Here is a 17,719-nt window from a genome sequence, read left to right on the forward strand (position 1 = left end):
CGCGATTTCCAGACTCCGGGAATCGCCATGTCATTCATTTGCCGTACCCTGCTTGCCGTTGCCTTGCCCTGCGGGCTGGCGAGCAGCCTGTTGCATGCCGCGCCGACCGCCGTCGAACAGGCGGCCATCAGCTCCTACCAGCAGAGCGTCTTCCAGGCGCAACTGAAGGACATCCACCATTCCGCCGGCTTCGCCGTGCCGGTCGAGGTCGACTGGGACAGCATTGCGCTGCCCGGCCAGGCCGCGCACTACGGCACCGACGACTACTGGACCAACGTGTACTTCGTGCCCCTGGCCGAGGCGCTGGACATGCTCACCTCCTACGACCTGGGGCGCCAGGCGATGAAGGACAAGCTCAAGCGCATCGTCATCCGTTACGACGCCAGCGACTCCGCGGCCCACGATTACCGCCGCGCCGTGGCTTTCGAGTCCGGGGTCCTGAGCATCAACTTCCGGCCAGCGTCGGCGGCCGGCCAGATCGAGGAACGCACCGAAGCGATCCAGTCGAGCCTGGAAACCGCACTCTGAAGCCTTGCTCGCAAACATGAAAAAGCCCGGCACTTGGCCGGGCTTTTTATCGAGCGGTCATGCAGTGATTACTGCACTTCCACCGCCAGGTTCTCGGCGATCTTCTTCTGCCAGATGGCCGGGCCGGTGATGTGCACCGACTCGCCATTGGTGTCGACCGCAACGGTCACCGGCATGTCCTTCACTTCGAACTCGTAGATCGCTTCCATGCCCAGTTCGGCGAAGGCCAGGACCTTGGACTTCTTGATCGCCTGGGCGACCAGGTAGGCGGCGCCGCCCACGGCCATCAGGTAGACGGCCTTGTTGTCCTTGATTGCCTCGATGGCGATCGGGCCGCGCTCGGACTTGCCGATCATGCCCAGCAGACCGGTGGTTTCGAGGATCTGGCGGGTGAACTTGTCCATGCGGGTCGCGGTGGTCGGGCCAGCCGGGCCAACCACTTCGTCACCGACCGGATCGACCGGGCCGACGTAGTAGATGAAGCGACCCTTGAGGTCCACCGGCAGCTCTTCGCCCTTGTTCAGCATGTCGACCATGCGCTTGTGCGCGGCGTCGCGGCCGGTGAGCATCTTGCCGTTGAGCAGGATGGTCTCGCCCGGTTTCCAGCTCTGCACTTCTTCCGGGGTGATGCTGTCGAGGTTGACGCGGCGCGCGGACGGGCCGGCTTCCCAGACGATTTCCGGGTAGGCGTCCAGCGACGGCGCTTCCAGTTCGGCCGGGCCCGAGCCGTCGAGCACGAAGTGCGCGTGGCGGGTGGCGGCGCAGTTGGGGATCATGCAGACCGGCAGGGAAGCTGCGTGGGTCGGGTAGTCCATGATCTTCACGTCGAGCACGGTGGTCAGGCCGCCCAGGCCCTGGGCACCGATGCCCAGCTGGTTGACCTTCTCGAACAGTTCGAGGCGCATTTCCTCGATCTTGTTCTGCGGACCGCGGGCTTTCAGCTCGTGGATGTCGATCTCGTCCATCAGGACTTCCTTCGCCATCACCGCGGCCTTCTCGGCGGTACCGCCGATGCCGATGCCGAGCATGCCCGGCGGGCACCAGCCGGCGCCCATGGTCGGGACGGTCTTCAGCACCCAGTCGACGATGGAGTCGGACGGGTTGAGCATGGCCATCTTCGACTTGTTCTCGGAGCCGCCGCCCTTGGCCGCGACGTCCACTTCCACGGTGTTGCCGGGGACGATGGAGTAGTGGATCACCGCCGGGGTGTTGTCCTTGGTGTTCTTACGCGCGCCGGCCGGGTCGGCCAGGATGGAGGCGCGCAGGACGTTCTCCGGAAGGTTGTAGGCGCGACGTACGCCTTCGTTGATCATGTCGTCGACGCTCATGGTGGCGCCGGCCCAGCTCACGTCCATGCCGACGCGGACGAACACGGTGACGATACCGGTGTCCTGGCAGATCGGGCGGTGACCGGTGGCGCACATGCGCGAGTTGATCAGGATCTGCGCCATCGAGTCCCGGGCAGCCGGCGATTCTTCGCGCAGGTAGGCCTCATGCATGGCCTGGATGAAATCAACCGGGTGGTAGTAGGAGATGAACTGCAGGGCATCGGCGACGCTCTGGATCAGGTCGTCTTGCTTGATCACGGCCATGGAGCACGGTCCTCTTCAGGCGGGGTAAGACAGGCTTCTAGCCTGTTACATCGGGGTTTCGCCGACACGGCTGCGGCGAAAAAAGGCGCCATAGTATAGCGCTGCGGCCGCTTGCCGCGCACTCGCCGGTGATCCGACCTTGGTCCCAGATAGCCCGCTGCTCTTCTAAAAGAGATCGCTGACCGCCCACATTCCGATCGGCTAGGCACTGGGGCGCTTTGATAGTAGAGTGAAGGCCAGGTGCCATTACGGGACGGAGCCCCATGAGCACGCTGAAACCACCTCTGAAGCAACACGCCTTACAAAAACTACTCATCAGGCGATTCGGCATGGCCCTCGGGACCTATGCCCTGGCGCTTCTATTGCTGTGGTTGGCGGTGTTCGGCGAGTTCTACCGCGCCCCCGTCAGCTTCGCGCTGACCTGCACCCTGCTGGTCGCCGGCAGCCAGCTGGTGTTCGCCTGGCTGTTCTTCAGCGGGCGCAACCAGCGCTTCAGCGACCCGAGCATGACCGAGCCGCAGGTGCTGGTGGCGCTGGTCTGGAACACCCTGTTCCTGGCCAATGTGGATACCGCGCGCGGCACGCTGATGGTGCTCTACGTGCTGATCCTGCTGTTCGGCGTGTTCCAGTTGCAGCCGCGGGTGTTCGCCCGCTGCGCCGCGCTGGCCTTCATCGCCTTCGCCGGGCTCAATCTCCACGAAGCCTTCCAGCAACGCCTGCAACTGCCGGCCCAGGCCGTCCTGCAACTGCTGGTACTGTTCATCGTGCTGACCTGGCTCAGCCTTTTTGCCGGCTATGTGCAGTCGCTGCGCCAACGCATGCGCCAGCGCCGCTATGCGCTGCAGGCGCACCAGGACACCCTGCGCGGCATGATGCGCCAGCTCGAAGACCTGGTGGCCACCGACGAACTCACCGGGCTGTTCAACCGCCGGCACTTCATTCGTCTGGCTGGCCGCGCGCTGGAAGAGATGCACCCCGGCCAGCGCCACGGCCTGGCGCTGATCGACCTCGACCACTTCAAGCGCATCAACGATGTCCACGGCCATGCCGCCGGTGACCGCGTGCTGCAGACCTTCGCCGCGGTGGCGCGGGCCTGCCTGCGCGAAGGCGACGTGCTGGCGCGCTACGGTGGCGAGGAGTTCGTCCTGCTGCTGCCCAACGCCGACGCCGACCGCCTGACCACCTGCTGCGAACGCCTGCGGCTGGCCTATTCGGCGGCGGAACCGGTGGGGGTGAACATCGAGACCCTGAGCCTGTCGGCGGGGATGACCCTGCTCGACGCCAACGACGATCTCGACGAGGCCTTGCAACGGGCTGACCAGGCGCTCTACCGTGCGAAACGCAGCGGGCGTAACCGCTGCGATGCCGCATGGGAGTGGACGCGTGCCTGAGATACAGGCCGGATCGCAACGCTTTTCGGTCAGCCCCGGAGTCAACCTGCTCGATGCCCTGCGCGGGGCCGGCATCGCCGTGCCCTACAGCTGCCGGGCCGGTAGTTGCCACGCCTGCCTGGTGCGCTGCGCCCGCGGCGAGGTACTGGATGCCTTGCCCGAGGCGCTGGACTCCGCGCGCCGTGCGGAAGGCTGGCGACTGTCCTGCCAGTGCCGGGTGATCGAAGACCTGGCGGTGGAAGCCTTCGACCCGCAGCGCGACGGCCTGCCCGCCACGGTCAGCGAACTGGACTGGCCGGCTCCGGACGTCCTGCGCCTGCGCCTGACGCCGCAACGCCCGCTGCGCTACAGCGCCGGGCAGCACCTGATTCTCTGGAGCGCCGAAGGCGTCGCGCGGCCCTACTCACTGGCCAGTGTGCCGGGCCTCGATGCCTGGCTCGAAACCCACATCGACTGCCGCGAACCCGGCGCCTTCGCCGATTTCGCCCGCGGCCTGAAGGTCGGCGACGGCCTGCGCCTGGGCGAACTGCGCGGCGGCTCGCTGCACTACGATCCGGAATGGCACGAGCGGCCGCTGCTGCTGATGGCGTCCGGCACCGGCCTGGCACCGCTCTGGGGCGTGCTGCGCGAGGCGTTGCGCCAGCATCACAGCGGGCCGATCCGCGTCATTCACCAGGCCCATGACCACGCTGGCCATTACCTGGCCGAGCCCCTGCGAACCCTGGCTGCCAGCCATCCCGAAGTGGAGGTAACGCTGATGACCACGGCCGAGTCGGCCGAGGTTTTGGCGCAACTCCGGCTTGTTTCCCGGCGAACCCTCGCCTTACTCTGCGGCCATCCCGCCAGCGTCGATGCCTTCGCCCGCCGCCTCTACCTCTGCGGCGTGCCCCGCAGCCAGACGCTGGCTGACCTGTTCCTGCCTCACGCCTGAACCGGTCTTCCCCCTTCAATAAGAACAAGGAATTGCCATGAGCGAACAGATTCTCGTCGAGCGCGAAGAGGGCCTGCTGACCCTGCGCCTGAACCGTCCGGACAAGATGAACGCGCTGACCCGCAGCATGTATGCCGGTCTCGCCGATGCCCTGGAAGCGGCGCAGGAGGATCGTTCGGTGCGCGTGGTGCTGATCACCGGTAACGCCGAGTGCTTCACCAGCGGCAACGACATCGTCGACTTCCTCCAGGAGCCGCCGAGCGGCCCGGACAGCGCGGTGTTCCGCTTCATGCGCGCGCTGATGGAATTCACCAAGCCGGTGGTCGCCGCCGTCGCCGGCCCGGCCGTGGGCATCGGCACCACGCTGCTGCTGCATTGCGACCAGGTCTTCATTGCCAAGGGCGCCAAGCTGAAGATGCCCTTCGTCAACCTGGGCCTGTGCCCGGAGTTCGGCTCCAGCTTCCTGGTGCCGCGCCTGGTCGGCCCGGTGAAGGCATCCAGCCTGCTGCTGCGCGGCGAAGGTTTCTCCGGCGAACAGGCCGTGAGCTACGGAATCGCCAACGAAGCCCTGGACGATGGCGCAGCGGCGCTGGCGAGAGCTCGTGAGGTCTGCCAGGCCTTCCAGCAACTGCCGCCAGCCGCCGTTGCGCTGAGCAAGTGCCTGCTGAAAGCGCCCTTCATCGAGGAACTGCGCCGTGTGGTAGCGGAAGAGGGCCAGCACTTCGTGCAGCGCCTGCACTCGCCGGAAGCCCATGAAGCACTGAGCGCCTTCACCCAGCGCCGCCAGCCGGATTTCTCCAAGTTCCTTTAAGGCAAGCGCTCCTGCCAGCTGACGCCGAACCGTCTTCGTAGGAGCGGACCTTGTCCGCGAAGTCCTGCTGCCCGTTCGGTGTTTCAGGATGTACGCCGTGGTGCGTGCGAGCGTTTTGCCGAGGTGTTTCCCTGGAGGCACGGATTCTGCCGCGATGGATTTCGCGGACAAGGTCCGCTCCTACGGGAGATACCTGCGCCGGGGACGAAGGTTGCCCACACAATCTGTGGAGCGCGCTGTGGATAAGCTCTGGGGCAACCCAGCTACCCCACGCCAACCGTGGGCTGCAGCGGATTGAGCGGTATTTGAGCGATGCCCGGCAGGTTGCCCACAGTAGATGTGGAAGGCGCTGTGGATAAGCTCTGGTGCCACCGCTGCGAGCCACGAACGGCGGGGCTTGGCGCGAATTGGTCAAAGATCGACCAACTAACCGAAGCTCCCGACGGGGCGTTTTTCGTAGGAGCGAGCTTGCTCGCGAACAAGCCCAGCCTCAGCGCTGCCGGCGAGCGTGGTTAGCGAGCAAGAACTAGGCGTCCCCCTCGCTCCTACAGGTTCCGGCCCTCGCGACACAAATAAAAAAGGCCGCCCGAGGGCGGCCTTTTTCGCTCAATAAAGAGCCTTCACAGCAGGATCAGACCAGCAGGTCGCCCACGTGCAGCACCTTCATGGTGTTGGTGCCACCCTGGGCGGTGTAGCTGTCGCCCTTGGTCAGGATCACCCAGTCACCCTTGGTCACCACGCCACGCTGCAGCAGCGCGTCGACGGCTTCCTGGCTGACCCGCTCCGGCGGCAGGGCAGCCGGATCGAACGGGATGGTTTCCACGCCACGGAACAGTGCCACGCGGGCCTGGGTTTCGCGGTGCGGGGAGTAGGCGAAGATCGGTACCGAGGAACGGATGCGCGACATGATCAGCGGGGTGTAGCCGCTTTCGGTCAGGCAGATGATCGCCTTGATGCCCGGGAAGTGGTTGGCGGTGTACATGGCCGCCAGGGCGATGCTTTCGTCGCAGCGTTCGAAGGTCTGGCCCAGGCGGTGGCTGGACTTCTTGGTGGTCGGGTGCTTCTCGGCGCCGGCGCAGATGCGTGCCATGGCCTTGACCGCTTCCACCGGGTATTCGCCAGCGGCGGATTCGGCCGAGAGCATCACGGCGTCGGTGTAGTCGAGCACGGCGTTGGCCACGTCGGAGACTTCCGCGCGGGTCGGCATCGGGTTGTGGATCATCGACTCCATCATCTGGGTCGCGGTGATCACCGCCTTGTTGTAGCGGCGCGCGTGCAGAATGATCTTCTTCTGGATGCCCACAAGCTCCGCATCGCCGATTTCCACGCCGAGGTCGCCACGGGCCACCATCACGGCGTCGCTGGCGCGGATCAGGCCGTCCAGGGCTTCGTCGTCGGCCACGGCTTCGGCGCGCTCGATCTTGGCCACCAGCCAGGCGGTACCGCCAGCTTCGGTGAGCAGGCGACGGGCGTATTCCATGTCCTTGGCGTCACGCGGGAAGGACACGGCGACGTAGTCCAGGTCCATGCTCGCGGCCAGCTTGATGTCGGCCTTGTCCTTTTCGGTCAGGGCCGGCGCAGTGAGGCCGCCGCCACGGCGGTTGATGCCCTTGTGGTCGGACAGCGGGCCGCCGATCAGGACTTCGCAGACCAGCTCGTCCGCTTTCACTTCCTTGACCACCATGACCACGCGGCCGTCGTCCAGCAGCAGCTCGTCGCCCACGCCGCAGTCCTTCACCAGGTCCGGGTAGTCGATGCCGACCACCTGCTGGTTGCCTTCGGTGCGCGGGTGGCTGGTGGAGAAGCGGAAGGTGTCGCCGACGGCCAGTTCGATGCGCTTGCTGGCGAACTTGGCGATACGGATCTTCGGACCCTGCAGGTCGCCCAGCAGCGCCACGAAGCGGCCGTGCTTGGCGGCGATGTCGCGTACCAGCTGGGCGCGGGCGCGGTGTTCGTCGGGAGTGCCGTGGGAGAAGTTCAGGCGGGCGACGTCGATCCCGGCGAGGATCAGCTGTTCCAGTACTTCCGGGGAATTGCTGGCTGGGCCGAGGGTGGCGACGATCTTGGTGCGGCGAAGGGACATGCGGGACTCCTAGGGGAAAGCAGCGGTCAGGCCTTCCGCGGAGCGGGTCCGGGGCGGCCAGGGCGCCATCTTACTCTCTTCAGGTGACTCTTTCAGGTAGCGCTCTCAAGTGCGGGACGGATCACCAGCAGATCGCATTCGACTTCCTCGAAGACCCGCTCGGCGGTCTGGCCGATCAGGGCGTTGTCGAGCTGCCCACGGGCGACCGCGCCCATCAGCAGCAGGTCGATGGCGTGGTCCTTCACGTAGGTCGGGATGACTTCCTCGGCGAAACCCTGGCCCAGGTGGGTGTGCGTACGATCGATCTGTGGATAGTTCGACAGCAGGCGATCGAAGGCCTCGCCGTGATGCACCTTGGTGCGCTTCACGTAGTCATCGTAGTCGGCCAGCAACTCGGCGTTGAACGCCAGGGTCTGCGGAACGGCCATATAGGCGTGCAGGTAGTGGGCGTCGAGCCGCAGGCGCTGCTGCAGTTCGAGCGCCACGCGGATCAACTGGTGGTCCAGCGCCGCCGGGGTGTCGCCGGCGTGCAGTGGGTCGACAGCGGCGCACAGGCTGTTCCCCGCCCACTCGCCGTGCTGCACCAGCCACAAGGGCTGCGGGCAGTGGCGGATCAGCTGCCAGTCGTGGTTGGTGAGGAACAGGCGCTTGAGCAGGCTGTGATGGTGTGCGGACTTGAGGACCAGGTCGGGTTGGGTCTGCTCGCAGTGCAGGACGATCTGATGGTGCAGCGGCTTGCCCCAGCGTACCTGGCAATGCACTGCCAGGCCTTCCTCGCGCAGCGGCTCGGCAAGCTGTTGTAGCCAGCCCAGGCGTTCGTCCAGCAGGTTCTGCTGGGCAGCTTCGAGGTCGCTGCGTTCCAGCAGCAGGGCGTTGTCCAGCGCCGGGTTGAACTCGCAGGCCAGCAGCTCCAGGCGTGCGCCGCAGCGCTGGGCGATCCAGCGGGCGCGGGTGAGGGCGGGCTGGTCCTCACGGGCCGGGTCGATGACGACGAGCAGGTGCTGCAGCTTCATGGCGGAGTCCTCGCGCGCTCTACGCTCAATGCAGAGCAAGCGTAGACACTGGCGCCGGCCACGTACCTTGACGTGGCTCAGCGGCGCGCATGGATCAGCTGCGTGGCGAGGTCTGGTTCAGCGCACGGTCGAGGTGGCGGGCACCCTTGTCGGCCAGTTCACCGCTGGGGAATTCGGCGAGCTGGCGGCGCAGGTAGGCGATGGCCTTCTCGCGGTCCGGGTGCGGGTTGTCCGGCGCCATGTACATCAGGCCCAGCTGGTACAGCGCCTTCTCGCGGATGTCCGGCGGAATGGCCGGATCGTTGGCGCCCAGTAGGTAAAGCTGCGCGGCTTCGTCGACGCGGCCCTTGAGCACGGCGCGGCGCGACAGCAGGGTCATGTCCGGGTCGAGGGTCGGCTTGTTCAGGTCGAGGTTGTACTGCGGCTGCCAGTCAGCCAGCAGTTGCCTGGCGGTCTTCTGCACCGGTTCGCTGGCGCGCTTGCGGATGATCAGCTCGCGGGCGTCGGCGTGTTCGGCGGCCCTGGTGCCGGGGAACTCGCGGTCGATGCGCTGGAAGTAGTCCATGGCCTTGGCGTCGTCGCGCTGGTCGTTGTAGCGGCTCATGTAGATCAGGCCGATCTGGTACAGCGCGATGGCGCGCACTTCGGGGCTGTAGCGGGTGTTGTCGTAGCCGGTGAGGTAGAGCTGCTCGGCATCCGCGCTCTTGCCGTCGCGGATGGCCTGGGCGCTGTAGGTCAGCAGGTCGCCTTCCTCTTCCACGGCGGCGGTCATGCGCTTGTTCTTCAATTGCTTGTATTCGGCGACCTCACCCGTGGTGATCTGGGCGACGAACAGCGGCGTGGTCGGGGCGCAGGCGGCCAGCCAAGGCAGCAGTACGGCGAGCGGCAGGACAATCGAGAGCGGATGAGCAAGACGCATGGCAGATCCTTTGCGCTGGGGCGAAGTCCACGTGAGTCTAGTGGCGGGCTACAGTACGGCCAAGACGGGCCGATACACTTCCCAACGGAGGATATGCCCATGCGAACCCTTTTCCTCGCGCTGCTGGCGCTGAGTGTTACCGGCTGCACCAGCTGGTCGATGAACTATCACCTGAACAACGCCTACCGCGCGTACAAGAACGGCGACTGCCAGCGAGTGCAGCTGGAGCTGTCCGAGACCGAGCGCAAGGCCCGCGCGCGGCCGTGGATCCAGCCGGAAGTCTCGATGCTGCGCGGCCAGTGCCTGGAGCGCGAGAAGTTCTACGTCGATGCCGCGCAGACCTACCAGTTCATCATCGCCCGCTACCCGACCAGCGAGTATGCTTACCGGGCCAAGGCGCGGCTGGAAACGCTGCGCCTGAACGGCCGTCTGCCCAATGACCTGCGGATCAGTCCGGCCGCTCCGTGACCCTTGCTCCCTGACCAGTGGTCAATGGCCGACTTGAGCAAGTCCGATAGCTGGCTAATCTGTTGGGTGACTTCACGGAGGAGGTTCGAATGCGTGCCCTGTGGCTCTGCGCCTGGTTTATCCCTTTGCTCGCTTCAGCGGACATCTACCGCTGGACCGACGCCCAGGGCAAGGTGCATTTCAGCGAAACACCGCCGCCAGGGGCACAACGCGTCGAGGTCAAGCCGCAGGTCGTCGAACGTGACGAGGCTACCCGCGAGCGGGAAGAACGCACCCGCCGCTTCTACGACGCACGCCGTGATGAAAGCGCCGCCGCCCAGAGTCGGGCGGCCCAGCAGCAGGCCCAGCTGGATCAGCAGTGCGCGAAGTGGCGCCATGACCTGACGTCGATCAGTCAGGGTGGACGCTATTTCACGAAGGATGGCAGCGGTGAAAGGACTTACTACAGCGATGCACAGGTTGACGCCGCTCGTCAGGCGCTGAGCGCTCGGCTGGCGGAAGGTTGTCGTTAGGACTGGCCCACGGCGGGCAGCATCGTCATACTGGACGATATCTCATAGCGAAACGCCATTATGCGTCATCAACGACATATCGAGCGCCATCAGCTGCCTTACTACCTGAAGGTGTTCAACAGCATCACCGACAAACCGATGGGCTACCTGGGCAACGTGTCGCTGGATGGACTGTTGCTGATCAGCCAGTTGCCAATGCTGGTGGGTGGCCGTTTCGACATGCGCCTGAAGATCCCCGGGCACGACGGCAAGCTGCAGCTGATCGAATTCACTGCGACCTGCCAGTGGTGCCGCGAGGACGTCAACCCGGGCAACTACGACTCCGGCTTCAGCCTGGTGTCGCCGCCGGGCGACTACGTCGAGCTGGTCGACGCGCTGCGCCGTTATTTCAGTTTTCGCCGGCAGGTGGAGTCGGTCTGAAGCGCAGGACGCGCTGACCGATCTGACCGGCAGGGCAGCACAGGATTTCTGCTGACGCCAGCGTAGGGCGTATGACCGTTCGCGGTCATACGCCGCTCAACTGAGTGCGAATGCCTTACAGCGCGCCCGCCTTCTTCCAGCCCAGATAGCGGCTGATCAGTTCCGGCCCCAACTGGCTCGGCCGCGTGTCGAGCACCGGTACGCCGTGGGCGACCAGCTTCTCGTGCAGGCCGGCGCGGGCGTTCAGGTAATCCACCGCACCGCAGTAGGCCAGGGCCTCTTCGAAACCTTCCACCGGGGCTTGGCGCAGGCGATCCAGCACTTCCTCGCGCAGGCTCGCAACCAGTACGCGGTGCTGGCGTCCGAGGCGTTTCACTGCCGCCACCAGTTCCTCGTCATCCTCGTCGCGCAGGTTGGTGACTATCACCACCAGGGCGCGGCGGCGCTGGCGCGTGAGCACTTCCTGTACGGCGGCGGGGTAGTCCGCCGGGCGCTGGCTGCTACGCAGGTCATACACGCCGTTGAGCAGCGCGCTGAGCTGGGCGGCGCCCTTGGCCGGCGGCAGGTGGCGCGGCTGGTCGCCGGCGAAGGTCGTCAGGCCCACCGCATCGCCCTGGCGCAGGGCGACGTAGGCGAGCAGCAGGCTGGCGTTGAGCGCGTGGTCGAAGTGCGAGAGGTCGCCGTCGTGGCTACGCATGCGCCGGCCGCAGTCGAGCAGGAAGAGAATCTGCTGGTCGCGCTCGTCCTGGTATTCGCGGGCAATCGGCGTGCGCTTGCGCGCGGTGGCTTTCCAGTCGATCTGCCGCAGGGTGTCGCCGTCGCGGAATTCGCGCAGCTGGTGGAAATCCAGGCCCAGGCCACGACGCTGTCCGGCGCGTACGCCGATGCGGTTGAGCCAGTGGTCCACGGCCATCAGCTCGGCGCCATACAGGCGGGCGAAGTCGGGGTAGACGCGGGTTTCGTCGCGCTGCTCCAGGTAGCGGCGACCCTTCCACAGGCGCAGCGGGCTGGACAGTTCGATCTCGCAGCGCTCGAAGACGAAGTGCCCGCGCGACAGTGGGCGCACGCGGTAGCCCAGTTCGGTCTGCTCGCCGGGGTGCAGCTCGATGGTCTGTGGCAGGTATTCGAACTCCATGCCGGCCGGCAGGTGGTCGAACACCGTGATGCGCTGCGACTGTGCGTAGCGGTGATGGAATTGCAGGCGCACCTCGCTCCAGCGCCCCAGCGGCAGGTTGCCGCTGAGCTGGCGGCGTAGTTCGGGCGACGCCGTGCGGCGCAGCCAGAGGGCATCGGTCAGCGCCAGCAGGAGCGCCGCGCAGAGCGCACCCCACCAGAGCCGGCCGAGCAGCGCGGGCGCCGAGTCCAGCGCCTGGGCCGCGCCCAGGGCGATGGCCAGCGCCAGCAGGATGGCGAGCAGCGCGAGCAGTGCGCGCGATGGCTTCATACGCGCGGCGCCGGTACCTGGTCGAGCAGCTGTTGCAGTACCTGGTCCACCGACAGGCCTTCGATCTCCAGCTCCGGCGACAGCCGCACACGGTGGCGCAGTACGGCGAGGGCGCTGCCCTTCACATCATCGGGGACGACGAAATCACCGCCGCGCAGCAGCGAACGGGCGCGGGCACAGCGGACCAGGGCGATGGACGCACGCGGCCCGGCGCCCAGCGCCAGGCCCGGCCAGTTGCGGGTGGTGCGGGCGATGCGCACGGCGTAGTCGAGCACCTGGTCGTCGATGGGCAGGTCGGCGGCGATCTTCTGCAGGGCCAGCACGTCCTTGTCCTTGAGCAGGGGACGCATCGGCGCGACGTCGAGCATGTCGCTGCGCGCGGAGCGGGTGACCTGGCGCACCAGGGTCTGCTCCTCGGCTTCCAGCGGGTAGTCGATGCGCAGCTTGAGCATGAAGCGGTCGAGCTCGGCTTCGGGCAGCGGGTAGGTGCCTTCCTGCTCGATGGGGTTCTGTGTGGCCAGCACCATGAACGGCTGCGGCACGGCCAGGGCGCGGCCTTCGAGGGTGACCTGGCGCTCCTGCATCACTTCCAGCAGCGCGGCCTGGGTCTTGGCCGGGGCGCGGTTGATCTCGTCGGCCAGCAGCAGGTTGGTGAACACCGGGCCCTTGCGCAGCTTGAACTGCTCGGTGGCCAGGTCGTACACGGCGTGGCCGGTGACGTCGCTGGGCATCAGGTCGGGGGTGAACTGGATGCGCGCGAAGCCGCCGTCGAAGCAGCGGGCGAGGGCACGCACCAGCAGGGTCTTGCCCAGGCCGGGGACGCCTTCGATGAGCACGTGGCCGCCGGCGAGGAGGGCGGTGAGCACGTCATCGATCACGCCCTGCTGGCCGATCAGGGCCTTCTGCAGTTCGTGGCGCAGCGCCTGGGCCAGCTGGCTTGCGCGCTGGCGCTGGGCCGCCGGGTTCGGTGCGCTGCTGGAGGGGTTGGGTTGATCCGGCGTCTGTTCGCTCATAGGGCATTCCTGAGGCTTTGCAGGTGGGCGACCTGGCGGGTGAATTCGGCAACGGCCATGCGCTTTTGCGGGTGCGGGCGCATGGCCTGGCTGATGGCACTGGCCGATAGGCGCGTCATGCGGCCGAGGGCTTGCCATTGTTCGGCGACCGGCAGGCGGTCGAAGCCGGGCTGGCGCTGCCGCGCCCGGCGCATCACGTCACGTTGCAGCCCCTGCAGCAGGGCGAGCTGGCCGCGCTGGCGGAGGATGAAGTCGGCGCCGGCGCGCAGGTGTTCTTCCAGTTGCCGCCGGCTGCGGTCCGGGTTGGGTTGCAGCGGGCCCTGGCGCAGGCCGCTGCGCCACAGCACGAGGATCAGCAGGAGCACTGCGGCAGCCAGCGCCTGCGGGAAGTAGCGGGCGAGCAGGCCGAACAGGCTGTCGCTGTCGGCACGCTTGACCAGGGTGACGGCGCTGTCCTGGGTCAGGTACCAGAGCAGCCAGGCGTTGTCGTAGTCTTCGAGCTGGCGGTTCTGCCAGATCCAGTTGTCGGTCAGCACGGTGATCAGGCCCTGGCCGTGCTCCAGTTGCAGCAGGTGGGTGGAGTCGGCGCTGTTGGCCCAGGCATAGGCAAGGTTCTTCGAATCGAACAGGTGGTAGTCGGTATCGAAGTCGATGTAGGCCGGCGCCTTCTCGTTCTCCAGGTAGAGCTTGGTCAGCTGCGGATACGGCTCCTTCTCCTCCGCGTCATCGCTGGCGCTGGAGGGCTGGTCCGGGTGCTGCTCCTGGGCTTCCGGCGCGCTGGCCGGTTCGTCGCCCTGCTCGTCGCTGGCCTCGGCCTCGGTCTTGCCGCCGTCCTTGTCCTCGTCCTTGTTCAGGTCTTCGGTGAGGAATTGCTGCACGCCGAGCTGGTCGAGCAGCAGGTCGCCGCTCTTGCCTTCCTTCTCGTCCCACAGGTTTTCGGCGGTGACGATCAGGTGGCCGCCGCGGTTGGCCCAGTCGAGCAGGCGGCTGTTCTGGGTCGGCGTGAGGTTTTCCCGCGTGCCGAGCAGGATCAGCGTCTGGCCCAGGGCGGGGAGCTTGTCCAGCACCTCGATACCGCTGGCGGTGGTGACCTTCAGGCCGCGGCCGCGCAGGTACATCTCGGCGGCAAGATAGGAGTTGGCGCGGGCCTCCGGGGAGGGGCCGTGCTCGACGGTCTCGGTGTAGGGCTCCAGGTTGCGGTACAGGTAGTAACCCACGCCGCCGAGGAACAGGGCGCCGAGCACCAGCAGCAGGATGAGGTTGCTGCGCTTCATGGCTGCACCTCGTTGCCGAACAGGCTGCGCCATTCGCCGCACAGGCGTTGCTTGAGGCCTTCCTGCGGGGCCTGGTGGCCGTAGGCGAGGGCCTGCCATTGCTGGGTCAGGGTGTGGGCGAAGTCGTCCAGGGACGGGTCTTCCAGCCCGGCGACGCGCTGCAGCACCTCGCCTTCGGTGGTGGATTCGCGCAGCGGCACGCGGAAGTCATGCAGCAGGCGGCTGAGCAGCGCGCGGTAGAGCAGGCCGAGGGCGGCGCGCGGTTGTTCGTCCCAGAGTCGCTCGGCCTCGCTGGCGACATCGCTGGGCAGGGTTTCTGGCGCCAGTTCCAGGCCGAACAGCACGGCCGGTGCCTCGCGGCGCGGCTTCTGCGGCAGGCCGATGCGTCCGACGAACAGCCGCAGCCACTGGCGGTAACGCCAGATCAGCAGGGCGATGGCGGCGAACACCAGGCCCCAGAGCAGCACCTCGATGCCCTGTGCGGCGGACTTGAGCACGCCCCAGCCCTTGAGGCCGTCGAAGAATCGCTTCAGGCGCTTGTCGTCCTTGTCCGTGGGCTTGGCTTCGTCGGCCTTCTCGCGCAGGCGCCAGCCGGTGACTTTCTCGTCGTTCTTGAACGGCGGCGCAGCGAGGATCCTGTCGACGGCCTGGCGCGAATCTTCGCTGTTGAGTTTCTGCTGGGTCAGGCGTGCGCCCTGCGGCCCGTCGGGATTCTGGTCGGGCAGCGGGCAACTGTGGCTGGCGCCGGGTTCGGCAGCGGCGGCCAGGGCATCGCTGCCCGGCAGCAGGGCGAACGCGCCGGCCACCACCAGCAGCAGCGCGTAGGCGCTGCCGATCAGGCGCTGGCGCAGGCGGCGGAAGATCAGCTCGATGTCCCAGGCTTCCAGTTCGGTGCGGCGGTTCAGGTAGAGGGTGAAGCCGCAGGCGACGTACACCGGTTCCCAGACGATCAGCAGCAGCACGTAGATCAGGTTGCTCAGGTGCTCCAGCCAGGCCCACTGGCCTTCGGCGGCGCTGATCAGCGACTTCCATTCCCAGTCCTGCACCCACTGTTGCGGCAACATCAGGTACATCAGCACGGTCAGGCCCAGCCACAGGGCCAGCTCGAAGTGCATGCCGACCACGGTCAGCCAGGTGGCGCCGCCAGCGTTGCGCTGGCCCAGCACTACCAGGCGCTGGCTGCGCGCCTGGCCCTGGAGGCCTTCGAGCTGCAGCACCGGCAGGTCGAAGCTGCGCGTCGGGCTCAGGCGACGCCAGAACAGGCTGGCCAGCAACTGCGGCTTGAGCAGCCGCGGGAAGGCCTTCAGCGCTTCCTTGAGCGTCGGCGCATCACCGAACAACACGCGGGAAAGGATGTACAGCGGCAGCCGTTCGAAGGCCGGCTTCAACCACCAGAAGATCAGGATGGCCCAGCTGGAGTAGTTCCACAGCACCACCGACAGCAGTACGAACACCGGCAGGGTGACCAGCGCCCAGCTGGCCATCAGCAGGCCGGCGTGGCGGCGGGCAAGGAGGATGCCCAGGTCCAGGGCTTCCCAGGCGCTGCGCGGGCGGATGGCGACGCTGGCGTCAGTCAGGCGCATGGCGTTTGCGTCCGGCGAAGAGGAAGTAGCAGGCGACCAGCAACCACAGGCAGGCGCCGACGATGTATTTCACCTGCGCCGAGAAGTGCGTGATCGACGACCAGTAGCCTTCGATGAACGCGGCGATCAGCAGCATCAGGATCACCCCGGCGATCAGCTGCACCGCGCGCGAGGCAGCCTGGCGCAGCGCTTCCAGGCGGCTCAGCCGGCCGGGGGAAAGCAGCGCCCAGCCCAGCTTCAGCCCGGCGCCGCCGGCGAAGGTGATGGCGGTCAGTTCGAAGGCGCCGTGGCCGATGACGAAGGACCAGAAGGTCTCGATGTAGCCGACCTGGGTCAGGTGGCCGGCCACCGCGCCGATCACCAGACCGTTGAAGAGCAGGAAGAACAGGCTGCCGACGCAGAACAGCAGGCCGCTGGCGAAGGTCTGAAAGGCGATGCCGATGTTGTTCATGATGTAGTGGCCGAACATCTGCCAGTCATCGCCGGCGTCGCGGTCACTCAGCGTGCCCAGGCGCGAGGAGGCGGGGTCGTACATCGATTCCATCTCGGCGACGCGGTCGGGCGCCATCATGCTGTAGACCAGGTCGGGGAAGTGGTAAACCAGCAGGCCCATCAGCAGCAGGCTGCCATAGAACAGCAGGCTGGCCACGGCGATGCAGCGCCATTCCTCGCGCACCAGGCGCGGGAAACCGGCGACCAGGAAGCCGAGGATGCGCGCTCCCAGGTGGCTGCGATGGCGGTAGAATTGCTGGTGCCCGCGCATGGCGAGCTGTTGCAGCTGATCGATCAGGTGGCTGCTGTAGCCGCGTTCCTGGGCCAGGGCGAGCTGCTGGCAGACGCGCCGGTAATCGGCGGCGAAGTCCTCGGGCTTTTCCGTGGACTCCTGGCGCTTGCCGCTCTCCAGTTGCTCCAGGCGCTTGGCGAAACGTTTCCAGCTGGTCTGGTGACGCTGTTCGAAGAAGGCCTGCTTCATGCGCGGCCCGTCCCGCTGCCGAGCAGGCCACTGGCGATGCGGTTCAGGCGCGCTTCAGCCTGTTCCGGAGCAACGCCCAGCGGTTGCGCGAGGATCGCTGCGAGCTCTTCGCGGCGCGCGGCAGAAAGCTGCGAGGCGCGTTCGGCGAAGCTCATCAGTGCGCGCTGTTCTTCCAGACTCAACGGCCAGGGGGCGAGTTCCGGCGTGGTTTCCGGCACCTGCGGCCGGCTTGGCGGCGGGTCGCGGTAGATCACCAGGGTGCCGGCGGCCAGGTCGCCCAGGCGCTTGAAGGCGGAGTTGGACAGGCAACTGAGCAGGCCCAGGGTGTAGGCGAACGGCAGGATGTCGGCGAAGCGCAGCAGGTTGCGCAGCAGCGAGGCGGACCAGCCGACCGGCGTGCCGTCGTCGTGCACCACGCGCAGGCCCATCATCTGCTTGCCGGGCGAGCGCCCCTGGTTGAGCACTTCGAACAGCACCATGTACCACCAGGTCAGGATGAAGGTGAGGATCAGCCCCAGGCCGGTGCCGAGCTGGCCAAGAAAGGCCAGCAGCATGAACAGGGCGAGCATCAGCAGTCCGCGGATGCCCAGGTCGATCAGATAGGCCAGGGCCCGTGGCACAACGCCGGCGGGACGCAGCAGCAGGTCGATGCCTTCCGGGGTCTCCACGTGGTAGCGGGTATCCAGGACGGGGGCGGGGGAAGGGGAGGCGGCTGCGCTCAAGGGAAATCGCTGTCTTTGGCTGAGTGCCAGATGCTAGCCAGC

At 66.7% G+C, this 17,719-nt stretch carries 17 protein-coding genes; 7 read left to right on the plus strand and 10 right to left on the minus strand.

Features of this window, described 5'->3' with window-relative positions:
* The first annotated feature begins 27 nt into the window (after positions 1 to 27).
* On the plus strand, positions 28 to 528 hold the full coding sequence (locus QO207_RS19525; RefSeq protein ID WP_301533967.1) for a hypothetical protein: 501 nt from the start codon (positions 28 to 30) through the stop codon (positions 526 to 528).
* Between the two features lie 68 nt (positions 529 to 596).
* Here QO207_RS19525 and QO207_RS19530 read toward each other — a convergent pair whose 3' ends face one another.
* Entirely contained in the window at positions 597 to 2,120 is a 1,524-nt protein-coding gene (locus tag QO207_RS19530) for a fumarate hydratase (RefSeq protein WP_184593914.1), read from the minus strand.
* Positions 2,121 to 2,383: 263 nt separating this feature from the next.
* Between QO207_RS19530 and QO207_RS19535 the strand changes: the two genes are divergently transcribed.
* Genes QO207_RS19535 through QO207_RS19545 form a run of 3 tightly spaced genes read left to right on the plus strand, consistent with a single transcriptional unit; the run spans position 2,384 to position 5,253 of the window.
* Positions 2,384 to 3,511, plus strand: coding sequence for a diguanylate cyclase (locus tag QO207_RS19535; protein ID WP_301533968.1), 1,128 nt, complete (start codon positions 2,384 to 2,386; stop codon positions 3,509 to 3,511).
* Complete coding sequence (locus tag QO207_RS19540) at positions 3,504 to 4,442, plus strand: iron-sulfur-binding ferredoxin reductase (protein WP_301533969.1); 939 nt, start codon at positions 3,504 to 3,506, stop codon at positions 4,440 to 4,442. Before QO207_RS19535 ends, QO207_RS19540 begins: the two co-directional genes overlap by 8 nt.
* Before the next feature lie 37 nt (positions 4,443 to 4,479).
* Positions 4,480 to 5,253 carry an enoyl-CoA hydratase-related protein gene (locus QO207_RS19545; protein ID WP_301533970.1) on the plus strand — a complete coding sequence of 258 codons (774 nt, stop codon included), beginning with the start codon at positions 4,480 to 4,482 and terminating at the stop codon, positions 5,251 to 5,253.
* A gap of 631 nt (positions 5,254 to 5,884) precedes the next feature.
* On the opposite strand, the gene pyk is transcribed toward QO207_RS19545, so the two are convergent.
* The 3 genes from pyk to QO207_RS19560 form a co-directional block, all read right to left on the minus strand.
* Positions 5,885 to 7,336 carry a pyruvate kinase gene (pyk, locus tag QO207_RS19550; RefSeq protein WP_301533971.1) on the minus strand — a complete coding sequence of 484 codons (1,452 nt, stop codon included), beginning with the start codon at positions 7,334 to 7,336 and terminating at the stop codon, positions 5,885 to 5,887.
* A gap of 92 nt (positions 7,337 to 7,428) precedes the next feature.
* Positions 7,429 to 8,349 carry a universal stress protein gene (locus tag QO207_RS19555; RefSeq protein WP_301533972.1) on the minus strand — a complete coding sequence of 307 codons (921 nt, stop codon included), beginning with the start codon at positions 8,347 to 8,349 and terminating at the stop codon, positions 7,429 to 7,431.
* Positions 8,350 to 8,443: 94 nt separating this feature from the next.
* Entirely contained in the window at positions 8,444 to 9,268 is an 825-nt protein-coding gene (locus tag QO207_RS19560) for an outer membrane assembly lipoprotein YfiO (protein WP_301533973.1), read from the minus strand.
* Positions 9,269 to 9,367: 99 nt separating this feature from the next.
* Here QO207_RS19560 and QO207_RS19565 point away from each other — a divergent pair, with 99 nt between their 5' ends.
* The 3 genes from QO207_RS19565 (at position 9,368) to QO207_RS19575 (ending at position 10,668) form a co-directional block, all read left to right on the plus strand.
* The gene (locus QO207_RS19565; protein WP_301533974.1) at positions 9,368 to 9,736 is read left to right on the plus strand and encodes a hypothetical protein; all 369 of its coding nucleotides are present in this window, start codon (positions 9,368 to 9,370) and stop codon (positions 9,734 to 9,736) included.
* Positions 9,737 to 9,825: 89 nt separating this feature from the next.
* Positions 9,826 to 10,248 carry a DUF4124 domain-containing protein gene (locus tag QO207_RS19570; RefSeq protein WP_301533975.1) on the plus strand — a complete coding sequence of 141 codons (423 nt, stop codon included), beginning with the start codon at positions 9,826 to 9,828 and terminating at the stop codon, positions 10,246 to 10,248.
* A gap of 60 nt (positions 10,249 to 10,308) precedes the next feature.
* Positions 10,309 to 10,668 carry a PilZ domain-containing protein gene (locus tag QO207_RS19575; RefSeq protein WP_301533976.1) on the plus strand — a complete coding sequence of 120 codons (360 nt, stop codon included), beginning with the start codon at positions 10,309 to 10,311 and terminating at the stop codon, positions 10,666 to 10,668.
* Between the two features lie 115 nt (positions 10,669 to 10,783).
* Here QO207_RS19575 and QO207_RS19580 read toward each other — a convergent pair whose 3' ends face one another.
* The 6 genes from QO207_RS19580 to QO207_RS19605 are packed head-to-tail and all read right to left on the minus strand — an operon-like array spanning position 10,784 to position 17,707.
* Complete coding sequence (locus QO207_RS19580) at positions 10,784 to 12,112, minus strand: DUF58 domain-containing protein (RefSeq protein WP_301533977.1); 1,329 nt, start codon at positions 12,110 to 12,112, stop codon at positions 10,784 to 10,786.
* Entirely contained in the window at positions 12,109 to 13,125 is a 1,017-nt protein-coding gene (locus QO207_RS19585) for a MoxR family ATPase (RefSeq protein ID WP_301533978.1), read from the minus strand. Before QO207_RS19585 ends, QO207_RS19580 begins: the two co-directional genes overlap by 4 nt.
* Positions 13,122 to 14,399, minus strand: a complete 1,278-nt coding sequence (locus QO207_RS19590; RefSeq protein WP_301533979.1) for a DUF4350 domain-containing protein — start codon at positions 14,397 to 14,399, stop codon at positions 13,122 to 13,124. Before QO207_RS19590 ends, QO207_RS19585 begins: the two co-directional genes overlap by 4 nt.
* Entirely contained in the window at positions 14,396 to 15,982 is a 1,587-nt protein-coding gene (locus tag QO207_RS19595; protein ID WP_301533980.1) for a DUF4129 domain-containing protein, read from the minus strand. Before QO207_RS19595 ends, QO207_RS19590 begins: the two co-directional genes overlap by 4 nt.
* Positions 15,969 to 16,955, minus strand: a complete 987-nt coding sequence (locus QO207_RS19600) for a stage II sporulation protein M (RefSeq protein ID WP_301533981.1) — start codon at positions 16,953 to 16,955, stop codon at positions 15,969 to 15,971. Before QO207_RS19600 ends, QO207_RS19595 begins: the two co-directional genes overlap by 14 nt.
* Positions 16,952 to 17,707, minus strand: a complete 756-nt coding sequence (locus tag QO207_RS19605) for an RDD family protein (RefSeq protein WP_301533996.1) — start codon at positions 17,705 to 17,707, stop codon at positions 16,952 to 16,954. The genes QO207_RS19600 and QO207_RS19605 overlap by 4 nt, the downstream gene beginning before the upstream one ends.
* Between the last annotated feature and the right edge of the window lie 12 nt (positions 17,708 to 17,719).

Origin of the sequence: Pseudomonas sp. CAN1 (assembly GCF_030462585.1) — a bacterium.
In the GTDB taxonomy this organism is placed as follows: domain Bacteria; phylum Pseudomonadota; class Gammaproteobacteria; order Pseudomonadales; family Pseudomonadaceae; genus Pseudomonas.

Excerpts from the sequence above, each read along its gene's own strand:
- QO207_RS19570 (WP_301533975.1), top strand. The coding sequence starts at position 9,826 with ATGCGTGCCCTGTGGCTCTGCGCCTGGTTTATCCCTTTGCTCGCTTCA.
- QO207_RS19565 (WP_301533974.1), top strand. The coding sequence starts at position 9,368 with ATGCGAACCCTTTTCCTCGCGCTGCTGGCGCTGAGTGTTACCGGCTGC.
- QO207_RS19595 (WP_301533980.1), bottom strand. The coding sequence starts at position 15,982 with ATGCGCCTGACTGACGCCAGCGTCGCCATCCGCCCGCGCAGCGCCTGG.
- QO207_RS19590 (WP_301533979.1), bottom strand. The coding sequence starts at position 14,399 with ATGAAGCGCAGCAACCTCATCCTGCTGCTGGTGCTCGGCGCCCTGTTC.
- QO207_RS19555 (WP_301533972.1), bottom strand. The coding sequence starts at position 8,349 with ATGAAGCTGCAGCACCTGCTCGTCGTCATCGACCCGGCCCGTGAGGAC.
- QO207_RS19575 (WP_301533976.1), top strand. The coding sequence starts at position 10,309 with ATGCGTCATCAACGACATATCGAGCGCCATCAGCTGCCTTACTACCTG.
- QO207_RS19535 (WP_301533968.1), top strand. The coding sequence starts at position 2,384 with ATGAGCACGCTGAAACCACCTCTGAAGCAACACGCCTTACAAAAACTA.
- QO207_RS19580 (WP_301533977.1), bottom strand. The coding sequence starts at position 12,112 with ATGAAGCCATCGCGCGCACTGCTCGCGCTGCTCGCCATCCTGCTGGCG.
- QO207_RS19530 (WP_184593914.1), bottom strand. The coding sequence starts at position 2,120 with ATGGCCGTGATCAAGCAAGACGACCTGATCCAGAGCGTCGCCGATGCC.
- QO207_RS19560 (WP_301533973.1), bottom strand. The coding sequence starts at position 9,268 with ATGCGTCTTGCTCATCCGCTCTCGATTGTCCTGCCGCTCGCCGTACTG.
- QO207_RS19585 (WP_301533978.1), bottom strand. The coding sequence starts at position 13,125 with ATGAGCGAACAGACGCCGGATCAACCCAACCCCTCCAGCAGCGCACCG.
- QO207_RS19525 (WP_301533967.1), top strand. The coding sequence starts at position 28 with ATGTCATTCATTTGCCGTACCCTGCTTGCCGTTGCCTTGCCCTGCGGG.
- QO207_RS19545 (WP_301533970.1), top strand. The coding sequence starts at position 4,480 with ATGAGCGAACAGATTCTCGTCGAGCGCGAAGAGGGCCTGCTGACCCTG.
- QO207_RS19600 (WP_301533981.1), bottom strand. The coding sequence starts at position 16,955 with ATGAAGCAGGCCTTCTTCGAACAGCGTCACCAGACCAGCTGGAAACGT.
- pyk (WP_301533971.1), bottom strand. The coding sequence starts at position 7,336 with ATGTCCCTTCGCCGCACCAAGATCGTCGCCACCCTCGGCCCAGCCAGC.